The following is a 17084-nucleotide window of genomic DNA, read 5'->3' as shown; positions in this document are numbered from 1 at the left end:
AACGCCGCACCGACGTGGACGGGCCGCCGCCGACACCCCACGGCTGCGCTTTTCGCTGCCGGTTCACGCAGGCGCCGGGGCGTGGCCGCTGACAGGCTGGTGGGGCCCGGCGGGACGTTCCGCGCCGCGCGCCGCGCCGAGGTGCGCTCTCCCTTCGGCTGGTCCGGCGCGGGCGCGACGGGCCGGCAGCACAAGGCTCCGACGAATGAGGGAAGGACCGGGCCGATGGGGGTTTTCGTCGTCTTCGAGGACGGCAGCGACGCGGTCGCGGTGGTGCCCGGCGAGCAGGCCGCGTGCGTCGTGCGTGTGGAGAACACCGGCATGGTGGTGGACCGGGTCCTCCTCGACGTGCTCGGCGAGGCGGCCGCGTGGGCTAGCGTCGAACCCGCCCAGGTCAACCTCCTGCCGGGCGCGGTCGAACGCATCCGGATCACCTTCCAGCCGCCGCGGGCGGCCTCGCTGGCCCCGGGCGAGCTGGGGTTCGGCCTGCGCGCGATGTCGACCGAGGACCCGGAGGGCTCCTGCATCGAGGAGGGCACCGTCCGTGTCGGGGAGTTCGCCGAACTCGGCGCGCATCTGGTGCCCACCAACGCCACCGGGCGCCGCTCGGCGCGCTTCCGACTGGTCGTGGAGAACCGCGGCAACCGGCCGGAGCAGGTGCGGATCGAGGGCCACGACCCGGAGGTCAAGCTGGGCTTCCGGACCCGGCCCGCGGTGTTCACCGCACGGCCGGGCACGGCGACGTTCGTCCGGCTGAAGACCGTGCCGCGCAAGACCTTCCTCAAGGGGCCGAACCGAACCCTGCCGTTCGAGGTGTCCGCGCTGCCCGAGCGGGGGGAGGCGGCGAAGGCCGAGGGGGTGATGCTGGAGAAGCAGACACTGCCCGAATGGCTGCTGCCGGTGCTCGGGATCGCCGTCGCCGCCTGCGGCCTGATGTTCGCGCTGTGGATGACCGTGCTGCAACCGGTGGTGCACTCGGCCGCCTCGGCGGCCGCGCAGGCGCAGAACGCGGCCAGCTCGGCGAAGTCCGCGGCGAAGGCCATGGCGACCGCCAAGCCCACCAAGGCCGCCAGACCCGCGCCGCCGACCGCGCTGGCCGTCAAGCTGGCCTCGCCGACCGTCGTCATGGGGACGACCGACCCGGCCACCGCGACCGGCACCTTCGCCGACGGCGCCGGCGCCGTCCCGGCGCTGGTGTGGACGTCCTCGGCGCCGCATGTCGCCTCGGTCTCGCCGAGCGGCGTGGTGACCGCGCTGAGCCCGGGCACGGCCACCATCACCGCGACCGGCACCACCAGCACGGCCTCCCCGGCCTCCGGCACCCCCGGAGCGTCGGCGTCCCCGTCGGCCGGTGCACCGCGGCCCGGCCCGGGGGCGGCCACGCCGAGCCCGACCCCGGCGGCCCCGGCGGTGCTGTCCGGCTCGGTGACGGTCAACGTGGTCGGCCCCGTGTCCGTCACCACGGCCACGCTCCCCGAGGGCGTGCTCGGCAAGCCCTACTCCGTGCCCCTGGGCGGCGCGGGCGGCACCGGCAGCTACACCTGGTCGGTCAGCTCCGGCCAGCTGCCGCCGGGGCTCTCGCTCGCCGCGCAGACGGGCGCCGTGACCGGAACCCCGACCACACCGGGGACGAGCACCTTCGCCGTGCACCTGGCCGACCCCGGGCCGCCCTCCCAGTCCGCCGCCAAGACGTACCAGGTGACCGTGCGCAGCGCCCTGGCCGTGGACAACTCCTCCCTGCCGGGGGCGACCACCGGCACGGCGTACACGCAGACGCTCATGGCCGTCGGCGGCACCGCCCCCTACAGCTGGTCGCTGGTGCCCGGGCAGGGAGGGCTCCCGGGCGGGATGAGCCTCAACCCGGCCACCGGGGCGATCAGCGGCACCCCCGACCTGGCCGACGGCTACGGCGTCACCGTCCAGGTCACCGACTCGGCCTCACCCCGGCAGTCGGCCACCCAGCACCTGACGCTGACCGTCGCCAAACCGCTGCTGATCAACACCCTGACCCTGCCGGACGCGGTCACCGACACGCCGTACGCGCAGACCCTGACCGCCTTCGGCGGCACCCAGCCGTACACCTGGTCCGTCTCCTCCGGCTCGCTGCCCGCCGGGCTGACGCTCGGTTCGACGTCCGGGGTGCTCAGCGGCACACCGCGCAACGACGGCTCCTCGACGTTCACGGTGCGCGCCACCGACTCCGGCAAACCGGCCCTCACCTCCTCGCAGGTCTTCACCGTGGAGGCGGTGACCGGCTTCTCCGCCACCGTGTCGAGCGTCTCCCAGGGGGCGATCGGCCTGCCGTACACGACACAGCTGACCGCGGCCGGAGGGTCCGCGCCGTACGTGTGGACGCTGACCGGGACGCTCCCCGCCGGCCTGAGCCTCGCGCCGAACGGCGCCATCACCGGCACCCCGACCGCGACCGGCAGCTTCCCGTTCAGCGTGCAGGCCACCGACTCCAGCGCACCCCCGCTGACCACCGACGAATCCCTGACGCTCACCGTGGTCGGATCGCTGAAGATCACCACGGTCTCGCTGCCGCACGCCCTGACCGGGCAGCCGTACTCGGAGGTCCTCACCGCGATCGGCGGCACACCCCCGTACACCTGGTCGTCCGGGGCCAGCACGCTGCCGGACGGGTTGAGCCTGAACCCCGCCACCGGGGTCATCAGCGGTACGCCGGTGTCGACCGGAACCGTGCCGCTCGACATCTCCGTGGCCGACTCCGGGCCCCCGGCCCAGACCGCGAGCCTGACGACCACCATGACCGTGGTGGAGCCGCTGAGCTTCCAGGAGCCGGCCATCCCTGAGGCGGCCGTCGGCTTCCCCTACGCAGGCGTCGTCCCGATCGACGTCGACGGCGGCTCCGGGCACGAGAGCTGGTCGGTGACCGACGGGGCGCTGCCGACCGGCCTGAAGGTCGACAGCGCCACCGGGGCGATCACCGGCGAGGCCACATCGTCCGCCGGGACGTACGAGTTCACGCTCACCGTGAGCGACGCCACCGACTTCGCGGTGACCGCCAAGACCCAGCTCGCCATCACCGTCGTCAACCCGCTGACGGTGCCCGGCTCCTACACCTGGAGCGGCACGGTCGGCACCGCGTTCCAGGGGACCGTGCAACCCAGCGCGGGCGTGGCGCCGTACACCTTCACCCTGGGCGGGGGCGCGCCCGGCTGGATGTCGGTCAGCCCCTCCACGGGTGTGGTCACCGGCACCCCGGACGGGCCGTGCACCGGCGAGACCTCCACCGACCTGCCCTCCAGCGGATCGGAGCAGACGGTGCAGACCAGCTGCGCCGCGGACACCTTCGACGGGGAACAGGTGATGGTCACGGACGCCCTCGGCGAATCCGCCATCACCACGCTGAACCTCACCGCGGCCGTGCCGCCGCTGACCGTGGAGTTCAACACGGCCACCCCGACCCAGACCGGGGGCACCCCGCTGAAGGGCTTCGCCACGACCGTGGGCACACCGGCCGGCGGCTACGGCGGAGCCGTGTACACGTACTCCGCCACCGGCCTGCCGTGCGACACCTCCGGCACCTGCGACCAGATCGACCCGGGCACCGGCGTGGTCAGCGGCGACCTCGGTCATCTCGCCGCCGGGACACCGGACTTCACCGTCACGGTCACCGCCACCGATCCCGAGGACGGTCAGAACACCATCATCGTCCACTACCGGGAGTCGATCACCACCCAGCCCGCGCCCGCGCCCAGCCCGAGCCCGACCTCGCCCACCGCCGCCCCGACCACGACCAGTGGAGGCACCGCATGACCGGCACCCCGACCGCGCCGCCGCCCCCGAGGCCCCGCTCGCGGTGCTGGTGCTGCAGACGGCCGCAGCCCTGGAGAACCTCGCCGTCGCCTCCTACACCTCTGCGGCCCGCCTGCCCTGCGTGGAGCGCGGCAGTGCCCAGCTGCGGGCGCTGGTCAGCCGCAACCTGGCCCACCACCACTCCCACGCCCGGACGTTCAACCAGGCCGTGACCCGGGCCGGCGGGGCCCAGCAGCACGCCGCCGACACGCGGTACGCCGCGACCGTGGCCCGCAGACTGGCCGGGACGACCGACCCGGCCTCGCTGGTGGACCTGCTCGCCGAGCTGGAAGACGTCAACGCCCAGACCTGCACCCGCTTCGCCACCCTCGCCGACGGCGCCGACCTGCGCGCGCTCTTGGTGAACGTCGCCTCGGTCGAGGCACAGCACGGCTCCGAACTGCTCATCGTCCGCACCCTGCTGGACGGCGGCCACGCCGAGCCCGGCGCGACGCCCGCCGCCGCGCGGGCGGTCCCGGCGGCGGCCGGCACGGCGGGCATCCCGCAGGCCGCCTACCCCACCGCGGACGCCTCCGCCATCGACGAGGGCAGGGTGCGATGAGCGCCCTCCCGCCCTCCCGGCGGTCCTTCGTGCGCTGCGCCGCGGTCCTCGGGGCCGGGCTGGCGCTGGACGCGTGCAGCGGCAGCCACCCCGCGCCACCGCCGTACACCGGTGAGCTGCGCACCGTGGCCCTGGCCGCCGCCCTGGAGAACCAGGCGGTGAACGCCTACCGATCGGTGCAGGCGGCGCTGCGGTCCGGCAGGCTGGGCCCGGCGGTGCCCGCGCTGGACGCCTTCGTGCGGACCGCGATGGACCACCACGCCCAGCACGCCGTCACCTGGAACGCGATCCTGCGCGATGCCCGCAGGCCGGCCGTCACCGGCACCCCGCTGGCAGGGCACGCGCGACTGATGGACGCCATCGGTGCGGCCACCAGCGTCGCCGGGATCGTGGCCGTTGTGCAGCGCCTGGAGAACCAGGCGGCGCAGACCCACCTGGCCGCGGCCGGCAGCCTGGCGGGCCCCGGGCCCTCCGTGCTCGCGGCCGCGACCATCGCGCCGGTCGAGGCGATGCACGCGGCGGCGCTGGGCTATGTGCTGAGCGGGCGCTCCGCGGTGGGCGGCTTCCTCGGCACGGCCGCGGCGGTGCCTGTCACGGAGCTCACGGCGTGAACGCCCGCCGCGCCCGTACGCCCCGGCCGCCCCGTACACCCGCGCCGAACCGCGCCGACAGGACCCGCACCAGCCGCACCCGTACGTCCGGAGCAGCGATCAGCGTCCGGCCCAGGAGGTACCGATGAAGCAGCAGTTGATTCCGCTCGTGCCGCTCCTCAAGGAGTTGGTGGCCGGGCCGCGGCTCCCGGCCGGGGAGGCGGGGGAGGACAGCCCGGCCCGGCTGGCGCACGTCGCCAGGAGCCAGGACCTGGCCCGGCTCGACGAGGAACTGGTCCCGCTGGTCTTCCAGAACGTGGTCGACTGGTTCCAGCAGGAGGACGACTGGGTCGCCGAGTGCCTGGCCGTGTGGGTGGACCCGGAGGCCGGGCGGCTGATCGTCTCCTCGCTGAGGGACGACGCCGGACAGGGTGAGCTGGAGCTGTTCGTGGACGCCTTCGGCCCGGTCGTCGAGCGCTGGCGGGCGGAGGAGGAGCAGGCCCGGCCGCAGCCCAACCCGGACCACGACCCGGCGGACCCGGTCGAGGGCACGCAGTACCGCCGGTACGCCAGGCTCCCCGGCTCCGACGAGTTCCAGTGGCTCTACGGCTCCGGCCCGGACGCCGCCGACTGGCAGACCATCGAGGACCGGTACCGGCAGCACGAGGCGGACGCGGATGGTGGGCAGGCGGAGAGCGTCCGGCCCTACGAGGACCACTTCATCAAGCTGGTGGACGGCCGTTGGGTGTTCGGCGCCTCCCCGGACGCGGCCGTCTGGTACGACGACTACGACCAACTCCTCGCGCAGGAGGGCCCGGTGACCGCCGGGCACGAGGCGGACGCGGATGGTGGGCAGGCGGAGAGCGTCCGGCCCTACGAGGACCACTTCATCAAGCTGGTGGACGGCCGTTGGGTGTTCGGTGCCTCCCCGGACGCGGCCGTCTGGTACGACGACTACGACCAACTCCTCGCGCAGGAGGGCCCGGTGACCGCCGAGACCGAACCGCCCGCGCAGACCGGCATGTTGCTCGACGCCGTCTCCGGCGGCCTGGACCAGCGGGTCTTCCAACCGGACGCCGACCTCTCCGCCGAGGAGGCCGAGAGCCTCTTGGAGAGCCCCGCCGGGCAGATGTTCTTCCAGGTGCTGGCGCAGACGATGATCGACACCCAGGCGCCGCAGTTCGACAGCCTGCTCCAGGCGTCCGAGGACTTCAGCGAACAGGAGCTGAGCGACCTGCTGCGGCTGGTCCAGGCGTACCAGGACTGACCCGGGGCCGACCGCGGCCGACGAAACCTCTCCCAGCCGTTCCAAGGAGTGTGCACCATGCCGTTTGAAGGCGCGATCGAAGGCCGGGGCACGCCCCTGACCGAACACGACAAGCTGGTCGCCAGCTTCAACCAGACCAAGGCCCAACTCGACCGGATGGTCCAGCAGGAGGCCCTGCAGGACGCCATTGCCGGCATCGGCCACCGTTTCGTCCGGCTGGAGGACACCAGCAAGGGTTTCGTCTTCCACCCCACGTTCTGGGACGTGCTGGTCAAGAAGTACGCCGCGATCCTGCTGGACTCCTACGCCGAGCGGATCTCCGAGAAGATCACGGCCGGGGTGCGGGAGAAGGCGAAGGAGGAGGCGCGCACCGAGGTCGCCCGGATCTTCGGCGAGCAGATCGCCCGCGCCATGAAGGACAGCACCGGTGCGGGCCTGCGCCGCCAGGCTCGTGAGCTGTGCGACGCCATCGGCGTGCTCAGCGACGGCATCCCGGCGCAGACCACCGCCATCGACAGGATCCTCGAACAGGTCGCCCTGTTCAGGGGCCTGGAGTTCATCCAGGGCGCGCTGGCCACCAAGGCGCTGGTGTTCGTCGACGGCGAGCGCCAACTGACCAGGCTGAAGGGGAAGTTCGAGAAGTACGGCACTGTGCTCGGCAGCTCCCGCACCGCGATCGAGGACGCCCTGGCCGCCGACGAGGCGCACACGTTGTCGGACGAGGAGCACGAGCAGCGCATCATCGGGGCCATGCGGGAGGCCCACGGCGTCATCGCGGAGTACTTCCCGGACCGGGCACGGATGTCCATGGCGACGGCCGACGCGTACAAGGACATGACGCTCACCTTCGAAACGGCCCTGATCGATGCCTACGTGTTCGCCAACAATGTCACCGAGGCCAACCTGCGGGGGCTCAAGGTGATCGCCCAGGCCGGCGTCAGCACCACGGAGACCATCCTCAAGGAGAGCAACACCACCGGCTTCTTCGTGCGGGTCGCCGAACTCGTCAATATCGTCGGCAACAAGCTGGCCACCGAGTCCGCGGTGAAGGCCGGCATCGGCAGGTTCCGGACGGAGAAGGCCGCCGGCAGCCTCTTCGCCGAGTACAACAACCGCCCCGACCTGCTGTTCCTGCGGGTGCAGGAGAACCAGAAGGTCGCGCTGGAGACCTTCATCAGCGTGCTGGGCGTGACCATCTCCGGCGGGCTGCTCGCGGCTCCGCCCGGGGTGGGCGAGACGGTGATGAAGGTCTTCGGCGTGGTGACCGAGCCCATCAAGGCCGTGGTCGAGGAACTCCTGAACCGGCGGGCGGAACTCGCCCAGAAGAAGATCGAGGAGGAGCGCCTGCAGGGGAAGCTGCCCATCCCGCCGAAGCAGGGGGGCGAGAGGGCCTTCTGGACCGACGTCGAGGAGTGCTGGAGGCACGGCACCGACAGCGTCCGGACGGCGCTCGAACCGGCGCTGAAGAAGGTCTTCGACGACCACACGGTGGAGATCGCCGAGGGCCTGGCCGACCGGATGGCCGACCTGAGCACCCCCACCGACATCGCCGGGTTCCTCTACACCCCGGGCAAGGAGGCCGAAGGGGGCGAGGACGGCGCATCGAGTGGCTTCGCCTTCGACCCGTGGGCGCTCTCGCAGATGCTGGAGCGCATCATCGTCCCGCCGATCACGGCGTGGGTGCTCAAGCACTGCACCATCACCCCCGCCGAGTACTTCTCCGGCGACGCGCTCGCCGAGAAGCTCACCGGCATCAACCTCGCCCAACTGCCGCTCGGCTTCGTGCTGGAGCAGTCCCGCAGGAAGAGCCCGCCGCCGCTGCCGGTGGACGCGGCCCGGTACGCCGGCGAGGTGCCGACCACCGTCAACGGTCACCGGGTGGTCGCCACCGACCGCACCCGCAGCACCCTGGACGGCGACCCGGCCACCCACCGTGTCTACGCCGCACTGGAATTCGACGGCGTCATGGTCTGGGGGCGGTGGAACCCGCAGACCAAGGAGTGGCACGCGCGCGACCTGCACCGGGACTCGTTCGTCGACTGGAGCGGCGTCTCGCTGGTCGACGGCACCTCCATCAAGGAGAAGGACACGGTGATCAGCGGCAGTTGGCACGCCATCGTGAGCCCGGAACGTGCCTGCACCTACATCGGCTTCCTTGCCGGCGGCGGCCAGTGGCGGATCGGCCACTTCATGGACCTGCCGGACGGTCCGCACGCGCCGGAGTACGGCATCGGCCGGCAGACCGAGAAGTTCTGGGTGAAGCGCGACATCGGCGAACTGTTCCGGGCCTGAGCCCGGCGACCGGTGCGGTGCAGGACACACGAGAGGACCGATGAGCATGCTGCGGGACGCGGATCTCTCGCTGGCCAACTGGCTGGGGAGCGTCCTGCCGCCGGGCACCGGCGTCAGGTTCGACGCGCCGTGCGCCGCCTGGCAGGAACAGGCGGCGGGTGCACCGTTCGTCAGCCTGTTCCTCGGCGACATCCGCCGGGACGGGCAGGAGCAGCCCGCCTCCGGCTGGTCCGAGGTGCGCGACACCGAGGGGCGGCTGCTGGGCACGCAGCCCGCCGCGCGGCACTACCGGGTCAGCTACACGGTGACCGCCTGGGCGGACCCGGCCGCCGCACCGGACAGATCCCGGCAGACGATGGAGGAGCACGGCCTGCTGGGGCTGCTGATCGACGCCTGCAGCACCGCGGACACCCTCGCTGACGACCACCTGACGGGAGCCCTGGCCGAAGCCGGGCTCCCGTCCTTCGTGCGCTGCGGGGGCGATGAGCCCGGCCGCTCGGCCGCGGGCCTGTGGTCCGGTTTCGGAATCACCCCGCGCGCGCACCTGGTGCTGGAACTGGTCGCCCCCGTGGTGCCGCCGCTGGTGACCGACCTGGCCTCGCCCGCCCGCGAACTCGTGCTCGGCGCAAGCCGGGTGCCCGCCGGACCGGCTGCCACCCCGGCCGCCGCGGCCGCCGGCACGGCAACCGGGTCAGCAGCCGAAGCAGTTGGGACCGGCGCGGGCGTACGACGTTGGGAGCGGCGGACGTTGACCGAATCGGCGTCCCGGCCCCGGGCCGGGCAGGCTCCGCCGCAGGGCTGAGCCGGCGCCCTCAACCCGCCTTCACCGAAACGTTGGTGGTGATGAACCGGGCCGTGCCCGGCTTCTCCACCTCCTGGTCCGGCACCGGGCCGGCCGCCGTCGGCATGGTGGCCGGCGTCTCCACCGTGAACACCGCCGGAAACGACCCGCCCGCCAGCAGGATCGGCTTGCCGCCGTTGGTGGTCTGCCGGGTCAGGTTCCCCGGCAGCAGGGTGAGCACCAGCGTTCCCGTGCCGGGCACAGTGAACGGCGGTGCCGTGTACACCAGCGGCGTACGCAGCACGATCGGCAGCTCGTCGCCCTGCAGGCAGACCGGGAGGCCGCCGACCACCACGTCGGTGCTCGAACCCGTCAGCGGTACCGGCGCCTCCAGTGCGGGCACCACCGCGGGCACCGGGACGGTCACCTCCAGCAGGTCCCCGGCCCTGATGACGAAGTCTGCCACGCGTCCTCCCCGGTCACGTTGTGAAGCCGAACAGCTCGATCTCGGCGGTGGCGACGGTTGACCCGCTGCCGCCCGGATACACCGCGCCGACCTCGACCCGCATGCTGGTGATGAGATCCGCATGGCTTATGGTGAACGTCTGCGCCTGCGAGGTGTCCTGCGGGATGATCGTGAACGACTCACCGTTGGAGTACGTCAGCCGCAGCTCGCTGGGCCTGCCGTCCTGGATGTAGGCGTTGCTCGCGCCCAGATGCAGGATGACCTTCCGCAGGGTCACGCGGTGGGCGAAGTCGAACGTGAGCGTGGGCTCCGACGACGTCGACCAGGGCGCCAGCCAGTACGTGTTGAGCAGTTCGTCCGCCGCGTTCAGTGCGGGGTAGCCGCGCTCCGAGACGTTGGCCGTCACGCTGACGGCGTGGACGGGCGAGAGGTGGTCGCCGATGGTGTCGGTGACCTGCGCCTTGAGGTTCCGCGCCCGGCCGTCGACCGTGTTGCGGAACGGCGGGTACACGCCGTACAGCGTGCCGGCGCACAGGAGCGCCACCGCGCCGACGACGCGGACCTTGCGGTAGGTCTGCCGGAGCACGAACTTCAGGTCGAAGCGGGGCTCGGCCAGCCGTGCGGCGGACGAGCCGCGCGCAGCGCCGCTGCCCGTACCCGGATCGAGCGCGACCACCCGTGGCCCGCGCCGGGGCAGGAACCGCCGCCACCACGCCTCCCTGACCTGCACCGCCTCGACGAGTGAGGCACCGCACCGACTGCAGAACCGTCGGGTGCCCGGATTGCCCTCGCCGCAGGCCCCGCACACCAGATCGCCCGGTTGGAGCCGATGGCTCGGCGCGGTCCTGGTCACCGCGACCGCCTTGGCCCGCGCCGACCGCGGCGCCTGCTCGCGGATGTCCTCCACCGCCGCAGCCGCCTCCGGCGGCAACGGTTGCGTCGACGGCTCCGGCACGGTGTCGGACGCGGGGCCGGCGGGCTCGACGGGCGCCACCAGGGCTGCTGAGCTTTTCTGAGTGGCCGTCAGTGGGGTTGGTGGCAGCGGCGGCGGTGTGGCTGCGCTCCGCGCTGCGGGCGGTGGGGGTGGCGGTGGCGTGGCGGTGCTCCGTCGTGCCGGTGGCGGCGGTGGCGTGGCCGCGCTCCGGGCCGAGGGCTGTGGTGGTGGCGGTGGCGGCGTGGCCGCGCTCCGGGTCGGTGGCGGTGGCGGTGGTGGCGGTGGTGGCGGTGGTGGCGGCGGTGCGGGTGTGGTGCGTCGGGCTGTGGGTGGTGGTGGCGGGGCAGGGGTGGCTGCGCTGGGCTTGGGTTTCGGCGGAGCGGGAGGGGGTGGGGGTGCGCCGGCTCCCGGGCGCGGCGGAGCGGGAGGCGGGGGCGGCGCTGCGGCGCCCCGTCGGGACCCGGCGGGCGGGGCCTGCTGCCCCCTCCGGCGGCCTCGTCCGCCTCCGCGGGCTCCGGCCTCGGCCCGGCGATGAAGGTGTTCGTGCCCTGGATGACGCGCTGCAGCAGGCCGGGCCGCGGCTCGGCAGCCGCCTGCTCCTGCCGTAGCTCGATCTCCTGGACCACGGCCTGCGCGATCTTCGGGGCCTGCTTCTCCCCGGTCCATTCGAGGAAGCCCCCGCAGGAGCCGCAGAACGCGTCCTCCACCCGGTTGCGGAATCCGCACGTGCGACACACGATCATCTCTCCACGACCTCCAACCCGTGCGGTACGTGCGCGGGTTTCTCCGCGACGATCAGTTCCTCCAGTGCCGCGACGTCCACGGACGCCCCCTTGGGCAGCGTCACCCGGACGGCCAGCCGGGCCACCGGCTCGCCCGGCAGCGGGGTGTTCGGGGCGGCCGACCAGCGGACGCCGCCGCTCTCGGCGAGGTCCACCTCCCCGCCGGTGACCAGCTCGATCAGGATGCGCAGCCCCTCGGCGGTGCCGCGCAGCCGGTAGAGCGGCACGGAGTGCGCCACCGCCGCCCGCTGCCGCTCCAGCGGCCAGTTCTCGTCCAGGACCGTGCCCAGCCAGCCCGCGAGCCAGCGGACGAAGTCGTCGGGCGCGAGCATGGGATCGGTGTAGGCGGCCAGGCAGTCCAGGGTGGAGATGGCCGGGGCGAGCACCTCGTCCAGGGCACCGGTCCAGCGCATGGCCCCCGGGTCCTCCTGGAAGACCGCGGGCAGCAGGCTGCCGATCGGGTACGGGGTGTCCAGCCCCGCCACGGCTCGCCGCATCAGTGGGCCTCCACCCTGACCTGGTGCTCGTACGAGTACACCAGGCTGTTCGGGTCCAGATCGATCCGGCGGACCTCCTTGCCGCGCACGCCGGAGACCGGGTCGGCGGAGAACAGCCGGACGTCCTCGACCAGTTCGACGCCGTGCAGCTGCTGCATCCGGCCAAAGATCTCGCCCGCCTGGACCGGGCGGCCGAAGGGCCAGCCCGCGCCCTCGGGGCCGCCGCCGGGCAGCGGGCTGAGGTAGCGGTAGAGGATGTCGAGCGCGTCCTCGCGGACCCGCTCGACGTTCACCCGCGGCCGGGCCACCAGCCGGGCGACCACGGTGACGCCGCGGTAGAGCGGCGGCTCCAGCACGACGCGGGTGCCCACCACCCGCGCGCGATCGAGCCGGGCGGCGATCCGGCTCAGCGTCGGCTCCGGCGGGACGAGGTTCTCGAACAGGATCCGGCCGTCGGGCGCGGCGGCGGCCGGGACGACCAGCACCCGCACGCCCCCGGCCTCGGCCGGGTCGCGGCCGGTGGGCACGCAGCGCACCCGGGCGATCTCCGGCGCCGCCTCGCGGGCCAGGATCTCGTAGTCCTCGGCGGTCACGGCGCGGCTGCGGGTGCGCACCAGCAGCGGCCCGCGGTCCTTGGCCTCGTCCAGGGTCTCGCCGTCCACCCCGCCCTGGGCCGGGCGCCGGTTCTCCACGGCGGAGACCGACGGGATCGAGGACTTCAGCCGGCAGACCGATCCGGCCGCGACGTTCCCGCGCGCGCCGCCGCCGGTGGCGTAGCCGCGGATGCGCACCTCGGCGCCCTTCTCGGGCACCGCGCCGTAGTGGCGCAGGCTGCCGTCGGCCTCGCGGACGGCAGGGCCGAACAGCACCAGCCCGGAGACGGCGTCCAGCGCGAAGTGCCGGTCCTGCGGGCCGCTGTCGGCGAAGTTCTCGACCTCGGTCCACTCCAGCCAGCCCTCCGGCGAGCTGGTCTCCACCACCGGCGGGCCGTAGCCGGCCAGGACCGGGCTGTGCCGGAGCGGGAGCTGCTGGCCGGGCACGCCCTCGGCCTGCCCCAGCTGCTCCAGCCCGACCGGCTCGGCGTGCACCGCCTCGACCGTGCCGCCGACCGTGCACACGGTCAGTCCGTCGACCACCGGCGAGTCCCGGTAAGGGGGTTGACCCTCCTCGGGCTCGACCACCCGGGCCCTGATCCAGCCGGCCCGGTCGCCGTCGACCACGCTCGCCCGGTGCCCGGCCGGGATGTGCAGCACGATCGCGCCGGAGGTGTTCAGGCCCCCGGTCTCGTCCAGCCCCGGCTCGCACGCGGCCCAGCCGTCGCCGGTCCACGCCTCCCAGGTCAGCGGCGGGTGCTTGGGGTTGACCCCGACGCCCTCCACCCGGCCGCGGAAGCCGAGCCGGACCACGCACCCGGGGACCGGTTCGGAGAGGCCGACCAGCAGCGCGTCGCCGATGCCGGGGCGCTGCCGGAACGCCGGGAACGGGCGGCCGTCCGCCAGCAGCCGGGAGCGGTCCGCGGTCGGGCCGCCGTCCTCCGGCCGCGGGTCGTCCGTCGGCGGCGGGCCGGCGTCGGGCTCCGGATCGGCGGGGGTCCTGATCCCGGCCAGCGAGCAGGGCACGACCGCCAGGTCCGCCCGGGTGGTGAAGACGATCGACTCGGCGGTGGCCGTGCGCAGGGTGCCGACGCGGGTGCCGGCGGCGATCGTCAGCCGCGCCCGGGCCGGGCTGGAGAGCCAGAAGGTGACGGGCGTGCGCGCCGGGGTGGGCGGCAGCATCCGCAGGCCGATCAGGTTCAGGAAGGTGACGTACAGCCGGTCGGGCACCTGGTTGAGCCGGTAGAGCAGGTGGTCGGTCATCTGGGCGAAGGTCTCGATCAGGGTGATGCCCGGGTCGGAGACGTTGTGGTCGGTCCACTCCGGGCAGCGCCGCATCACCAGGCGCTTGGCCTCGTCCACCAGGTCCTGGAAGCGGCGGTCGTCGAGATCGGGGACAGGCAGGGGCATTCAGTACTCGCCCTCTTCGTGCTCGGGGATGGTGTAGAAGGGGAAGACCAGGTTCCGCGGGCTGTTGGTGCCGGGCACCACATAGCGGATGTCGATGAAGAGCAGGCCGGGCCGTTCCGCGTCCGGGTACACGTCCACCTCGGCCACGTCCACCCGTGGCTCCCACTGCTCGATCGCGTCCTTGACCACGTCGGCGATCTCGGCGGTCTGGTGGACGCCGGCCCCGCCGAAGACGTAGTCGCGCAGGGTGCTGCCGAAACGCGGACGCATCGGCCGCTCCCCGGGATAGGTCTCCAGGATCAGCCGCATCGCCTGCTCCAGCTTGGCCGTCCCGGAGGCCATGGCCACCGTGCCGGTGGGCTCCACCGAGAACGGGAACAGCCAGCCGGTACCGATGAAGTCGCTCATCGCCGCCGTCACCCGCCCAGCGCGATGGACGCGCCGGACACGGAGACCGTGCCCTGGCTCTGCAGGGTGAGCGAGCCCGCCGACTTCAGCGTCAGCGCGTCGCCGCCGTCGATGGTCACCGAACCGCCGGGCCCGGTCACGATGTTGACTGTCCCAGCCTGGCCGCAGCGGATGGTGAGCTGCCCGGCCGGGTCGGTCGGCGCGCAGCTCAGCTCCAACGAGCCCTGGACGACGTCGATGCCGAGGCCGAACGTGCCGTCGCCGCTGCCCAGCACGATCTGCGACTGCTCCGGCTTCGCGTCCTCGCCGGTCGCGTCGCCCATCTCGTCGTGGAAGACCAGCCGGTTGCCCGACGCCGAGACGAAGCCTCGGCGCGCCACCGACGAGTCCGCGCCGCCCGGCCCCTGGCGGACGGCGCTGCCGCCCAGGCTGTACCCGCTGTGCTCGGTGACGAGCCCGCCGAGCACGTACGGGCGGCGCGGATCGCCGAACTCGAAGCCCACCAGGACCGCGTCGCCGACCTCGGGCAGGAACATCGCACCGCTGCGCCGGCCCGCGCCGAACTGCACCACCGGGGCCCAGTCGGTGCGCACGTCCGGCGACAGCCACGGCATCGTCAGCCGGACCCGGCCGTGGCTGTCGCCGATGTCGTCGACGATCGCGCAGACCAGGCCGGGAATCCGCACCGGGCTCGCGCCGCCGGCCGAGGCCAGGCCGAGCAGCGAGCGATCGTGCCGCCCGCCCGCGGTGAACTCGGTGTGGTAGCCGTTCTCCGCCAGGTCGAACACGTGCCGGGCCCGGGTCACCAGCCACGCGGTGGGGAAGCGGCCGGGCATGCCGGAGACCCGGACCGTGCCGCCGGCCCGGATCGCCGGATCGCCCACTGCGTCCCCCTCGGCCTCGGCGAAGGTCCCGCCCACGGCCTCGGCCAGCGCCGCCGAAGCGACCTCGGCGTCCGCCACCGGCAGGCCGCTGACCACGAAGGCGGTCGGGCTCGGCGGGGGCCCCAGGCCCTCTCCGGCCTCCTCGCCCTGACCGTCCGCCGCCGCGCCCTCGGGATCGTCCTCGGCCGCCCGGAACAGCGCCGCCACCTCGGCCAGGGCCTGCGGCCGCGCCGCGGAGGCGGCGGCGGAGTACGTCGGCACCGGCGGCGCGGCCGAGAGCGACCCCCGCAGCGGATCCCAGACCCGCACCTCGACGTCGGGGGTCAGGTTCCCGGCGGTGACGCGCGGCTCGAAGCGCAGCAGCGCGCCCGGCATCGACAGCTCCGGCAGGCCCTCGTCGGACTCCGCGAGCGCGGACGCCCGGCGGAAGTGGACCAGCCCGTCGGCCATGCCGAACTCGAAACCGATCTCGCCCGCCCGCTGCGCCAGGAACTCCCAGTCGGTCTGGTTGCACTGCAGCAGGTGCTGGTGCACGGTCTCGGTCTCGGTGAAGCTGCCGACCGGCAGCCCTGCCTCCCGGGCGATCCGCAGCGCGATGTCGGTATCCGTCATGTCGTCGAACGACCGTGTCCTGCGCGCCCGTTGCAGCCGGTGACAGAGGTCGTAGCCGCGCACCACGGTGCGCCCGACCGTGCCCTGGTAGTAGCCCTCGACGGCGGTCACCTCGCCGACGATCAGCCGACCGCCCGGCCCGGTCGCGGCCAGCACCTGCACCCGGGCTCCGATGTCCAGCCCGGCCTGGTCCAGCGCGGCGCCGGTGAGGTCCTCGAAGGCCAGCGCGAACATCGACGGCAACCGCAGCTGCGTGTCCACCTCGGCGCGCACCAGGCAGCTCGCGGCGACCCCTGACAGCGCCCGGCCCGCCTCCGGGCCGACCAGCACCGTCGGCCACAGCGTGGCACCCGGCGCATGCGGCGTGCTCATCGCCCGCCCTCCTGCGCGCCCGGCAGGTACACGCGCGTCCCCGGCCGCACCCGCAGCGGGTCGTCGAAGCCGTTGGCGGCGGCGATCTCCCGCCAGCGCCCCGGCCCGCCGTAGCAGCGCGTGGCGAGCTCGGGCAGGCTCTCCGCCCCGGTGAGCAGGTGGGTACGCCGCCCCGACAGGCCGCCCGAGCTGGGATTGGTCGGCCCCGGGACCTTCGGGATCGAGTGCAGCGTCAGGTCGACGGTGGCCCGCACCGGCGCCCCGGACCTGCTGAACCGGGTGTAGGCGACCGTCACCTGGTTGAGGTGGACGAGGTAGATCTGCGAGCCCCAGACGAACTTCAGCTGCGGCAGTTCGGTCCGCTTGGTGGACACCGGGTCGGTGACGTCGGCGAAGTGGGTCCAGGAGAGCAGCTTCAGGCAGGTGTGCGGCACCTCCGTGCCGTCGAAGGTCAGCGCGCGCAGGGCGATGGTCGTGGTGCCCTTGGCCTTCTCCAACTCGTCGACGTCCTTGGCCGACAGTTCGAGGTTCGCCCCGCCGGGCGCATTCGGCCCGGTGCTCCCGGGGCCCTCCGTGGCCGTCGGGCGCTGCCCGGCGGACGGCATCACCGGCGCGGTGTGCGAGATCACGATCGTCGCCGGGTTGAAGTCGAACGTGACGCAGTCGGCGGCGGAGGCGGGCTCGGCCAAGCCGAGCTTGGCGTTGCCGCTCCTGGCCGGCGGGGGCGCCGGTGGCAGGGCGGCGCGCTGCGCCTGAAGCAGGTCGGGGGTGGTACTCACGGGCCGGGCTCCTCTCTACGTCTGCACGGTCTGCGT

General features: G+C 73.5%; 14 protein-coding genes. 7 read left to right on the top strand and 7 right to left on the bottom strand.

Annotated elements, in window-relative coordinates:
• The first annotated feature begins 225 nt into the window (after positions 1-225).
• From GXW83_RS22365 to GXW83_RS22340, 6 genes are all read left to right on the top strand, one after another.
• Positions 226-3780 (top strand): Ig domain-containing protein, encoded by a 3555-nt coding sequence (locus tag GXW83_RS22365; protein ID WP_182444836.1) that lies wholly within the window; start codon positions 226-228, stop codon positions 3778-3780.
• Positions 3764-4381, top strand: coding sequence for a ferritin-like domain-containing protein (locus GXW83_RS22360; protein WP_182444835.1), 618 nt, complete (start codon positions 3764-3766; stop codon positions 4379-4381). The genes GXW83_RS22365 and GXW83_RS22360 overlap by 17 nt, the downstream gene beginning before the upstream one ends.
• Positions 4378-4992, top strand: coding sequence for a ferritin-like domain-containing protein (locus GXW83_RS22355; RefSeq protein ID WP_182444834.1), 615 nt, complete (start codon positions 4378-4380; stop codon positions 4990-4992). The genes GXW83_RS22360 and GXW83_RS22355 overlap by 4 nt, the downstream gene beginning before the upstream one ends.
• A 124-nt stretch (positions 4993-5116) precedes the next feature.
• Complete coding sequence (locus GXW83_RS22350) at positions 5117-6238, top strand: hypothetical protein (RefSeq protein ID WP_182444833.1); 1122 nt, start codon at positions 5117-5119, stop codon at positions 6236-6238.
• A 57-nt stretch (positions 6239-6295) separates the two neighbouring features.
• On the top strand, positions 6296-8530 hold the full coding sequence (locus GXW83_RS22345; protein WP_182444832.1) for a hypothetical protein: 2235 nt from the start codon (positions 6296-6298) through the stop codon (positions 8528-8530).
• Positions 8531-8570: 40 nt separating this feature from the next.
• Positions 8571-9332 (top strand): Pvc16 family protein, encoded by a 762-nt coding sequence (locus tag GXW83_RS22340; protein WP_182444831.1) that lies wholly within the window; start codon positions 8571-8573, stop codon positions 9330-9332.
• 10 nt (positions 9333-9342) lie between these two features.
• On the opposite strand, the gene GXW83_RS22335 is transcribed toward GXW83_RS22340, so the two are convergent.
• Complete coding sequence (locus tag GXW83_RS22335) at positions 9343-9777, bottom strand: hypothetical protein (protein ID WP_182444830.1); 435 nt, start codon at positions 9775-9777, stop codon at positions 9343-9345.
• 13 nt (positions 9778-9790) lie between these two features.
• Entirely contained in the window at positions 9791-10771 is a 981-nt protein-coding gene (locus GXW83_RS22330; RefSeq protein ID WP_182444829.1) for a discoidin domain-containing protein, read from the bottom strand.
• 41 nt (positions 10772-10812) lie between these two features.
• On the opposite strand from GXW83_RS22330, the gene GXW83_RS22325 reads away from it, so the two are divergent.
• Positions 10813-11319, top strand: coding sequence for a hypothetical protein (locus GXW83_RS22325; RefSeq protein WP_182444828.1), 507 nt, complete (start codon positions 10813-10815; stop codon positions 11317-11319).
• A gap of 131 nt (positions 11320-11450) precedes the next feature.
• Here GXW83_RS22325 and GXW83_RS22320 read toward each other — a convergent pair whose 3' ends face one another.
• From GXW83_RS22320 to GXW83_RS22300, 5 genes are read right to left on the bottom strand one after another with little or no spacing between them, the layout of a single operon-like run.
• Positions 11451-11990 carry a phage tail protein gene (locus tag GXW83_RS22320; protein ID WP_182444827.1) on the bottom strand — a complete coding sequence of 180 codons (540 nt, stop codon included), beginning with the start codon at positions 11988-11990 and terminating at the stop codon, positions 11451-11453.
• Positions 11990-13993 (bottom strand): putative baseplate assembly protein, encoded by a 2004-nt coding sequence (locus GXW83_RS22315; protein ID WP_182444826.1) that lies wholly within the window; start codon positions 13991-13993, stop codon positions 11990-11992. The genes GXW83_RS22320 and GXW83_RS22315 overlap by 1 nt, the downstream gene beginning before the upstream one ends.
• Positions 13994-14401 (bottom strand): GPW/gp25 family protein, encoded by a 408-nt coding sequence (locus tag GXW83_RS22310; RefSeq protein ID WP_182444825.1) that lies wholly within the window; start codon positions 14399-14401, stop codon positions 13994-13996. It lies immediately after the preceding gene.
• A gap of 8 nt (positions 14402-14409) precedes the next feature.
• Positions 14410-16269 carry a phage baseplate assembly protein V gene (locus GXW83_RS22305; protein ID WP_182444824.1) on the bottom strand — a complete coding sequence of 620 codons (1860 nt, stop codon included), beginning with the start codon at positions 16267-16269 and terminating at the stop codon, positions 14410-14412.
• Positions 16266-17048: a hypothetical protein gene (locus GXW83_RS22300; RefSeq protein ID WP_182444823.1), complete on the bottom strand. Its 783-nt coding sequence runs from the start codon at positions 17046-17048 to the stop codon at positions 16266-16268. The genes GXW83_RS22305 and GXW83_RS22300 overlap by 4 nt, the downstream gene beginning before the upstream one ends.
• Between the last annotated feature and the right edge of the window lie 36 nt (positions 17049-17084).

This window comes from Streptacidiphilus sp. PB12-B1b (assembly GCF_014084125.1).
In the GTDB taxonomy this organism is placed as follows: Bacteria; Actinomycetota; Actinomycetes; order Streptomycetales; family Streptomycetaceae; genus Streptacidiphilus.
This window is presented reverse-complemented; position numbering and strand designations above follow the sequence as displayed.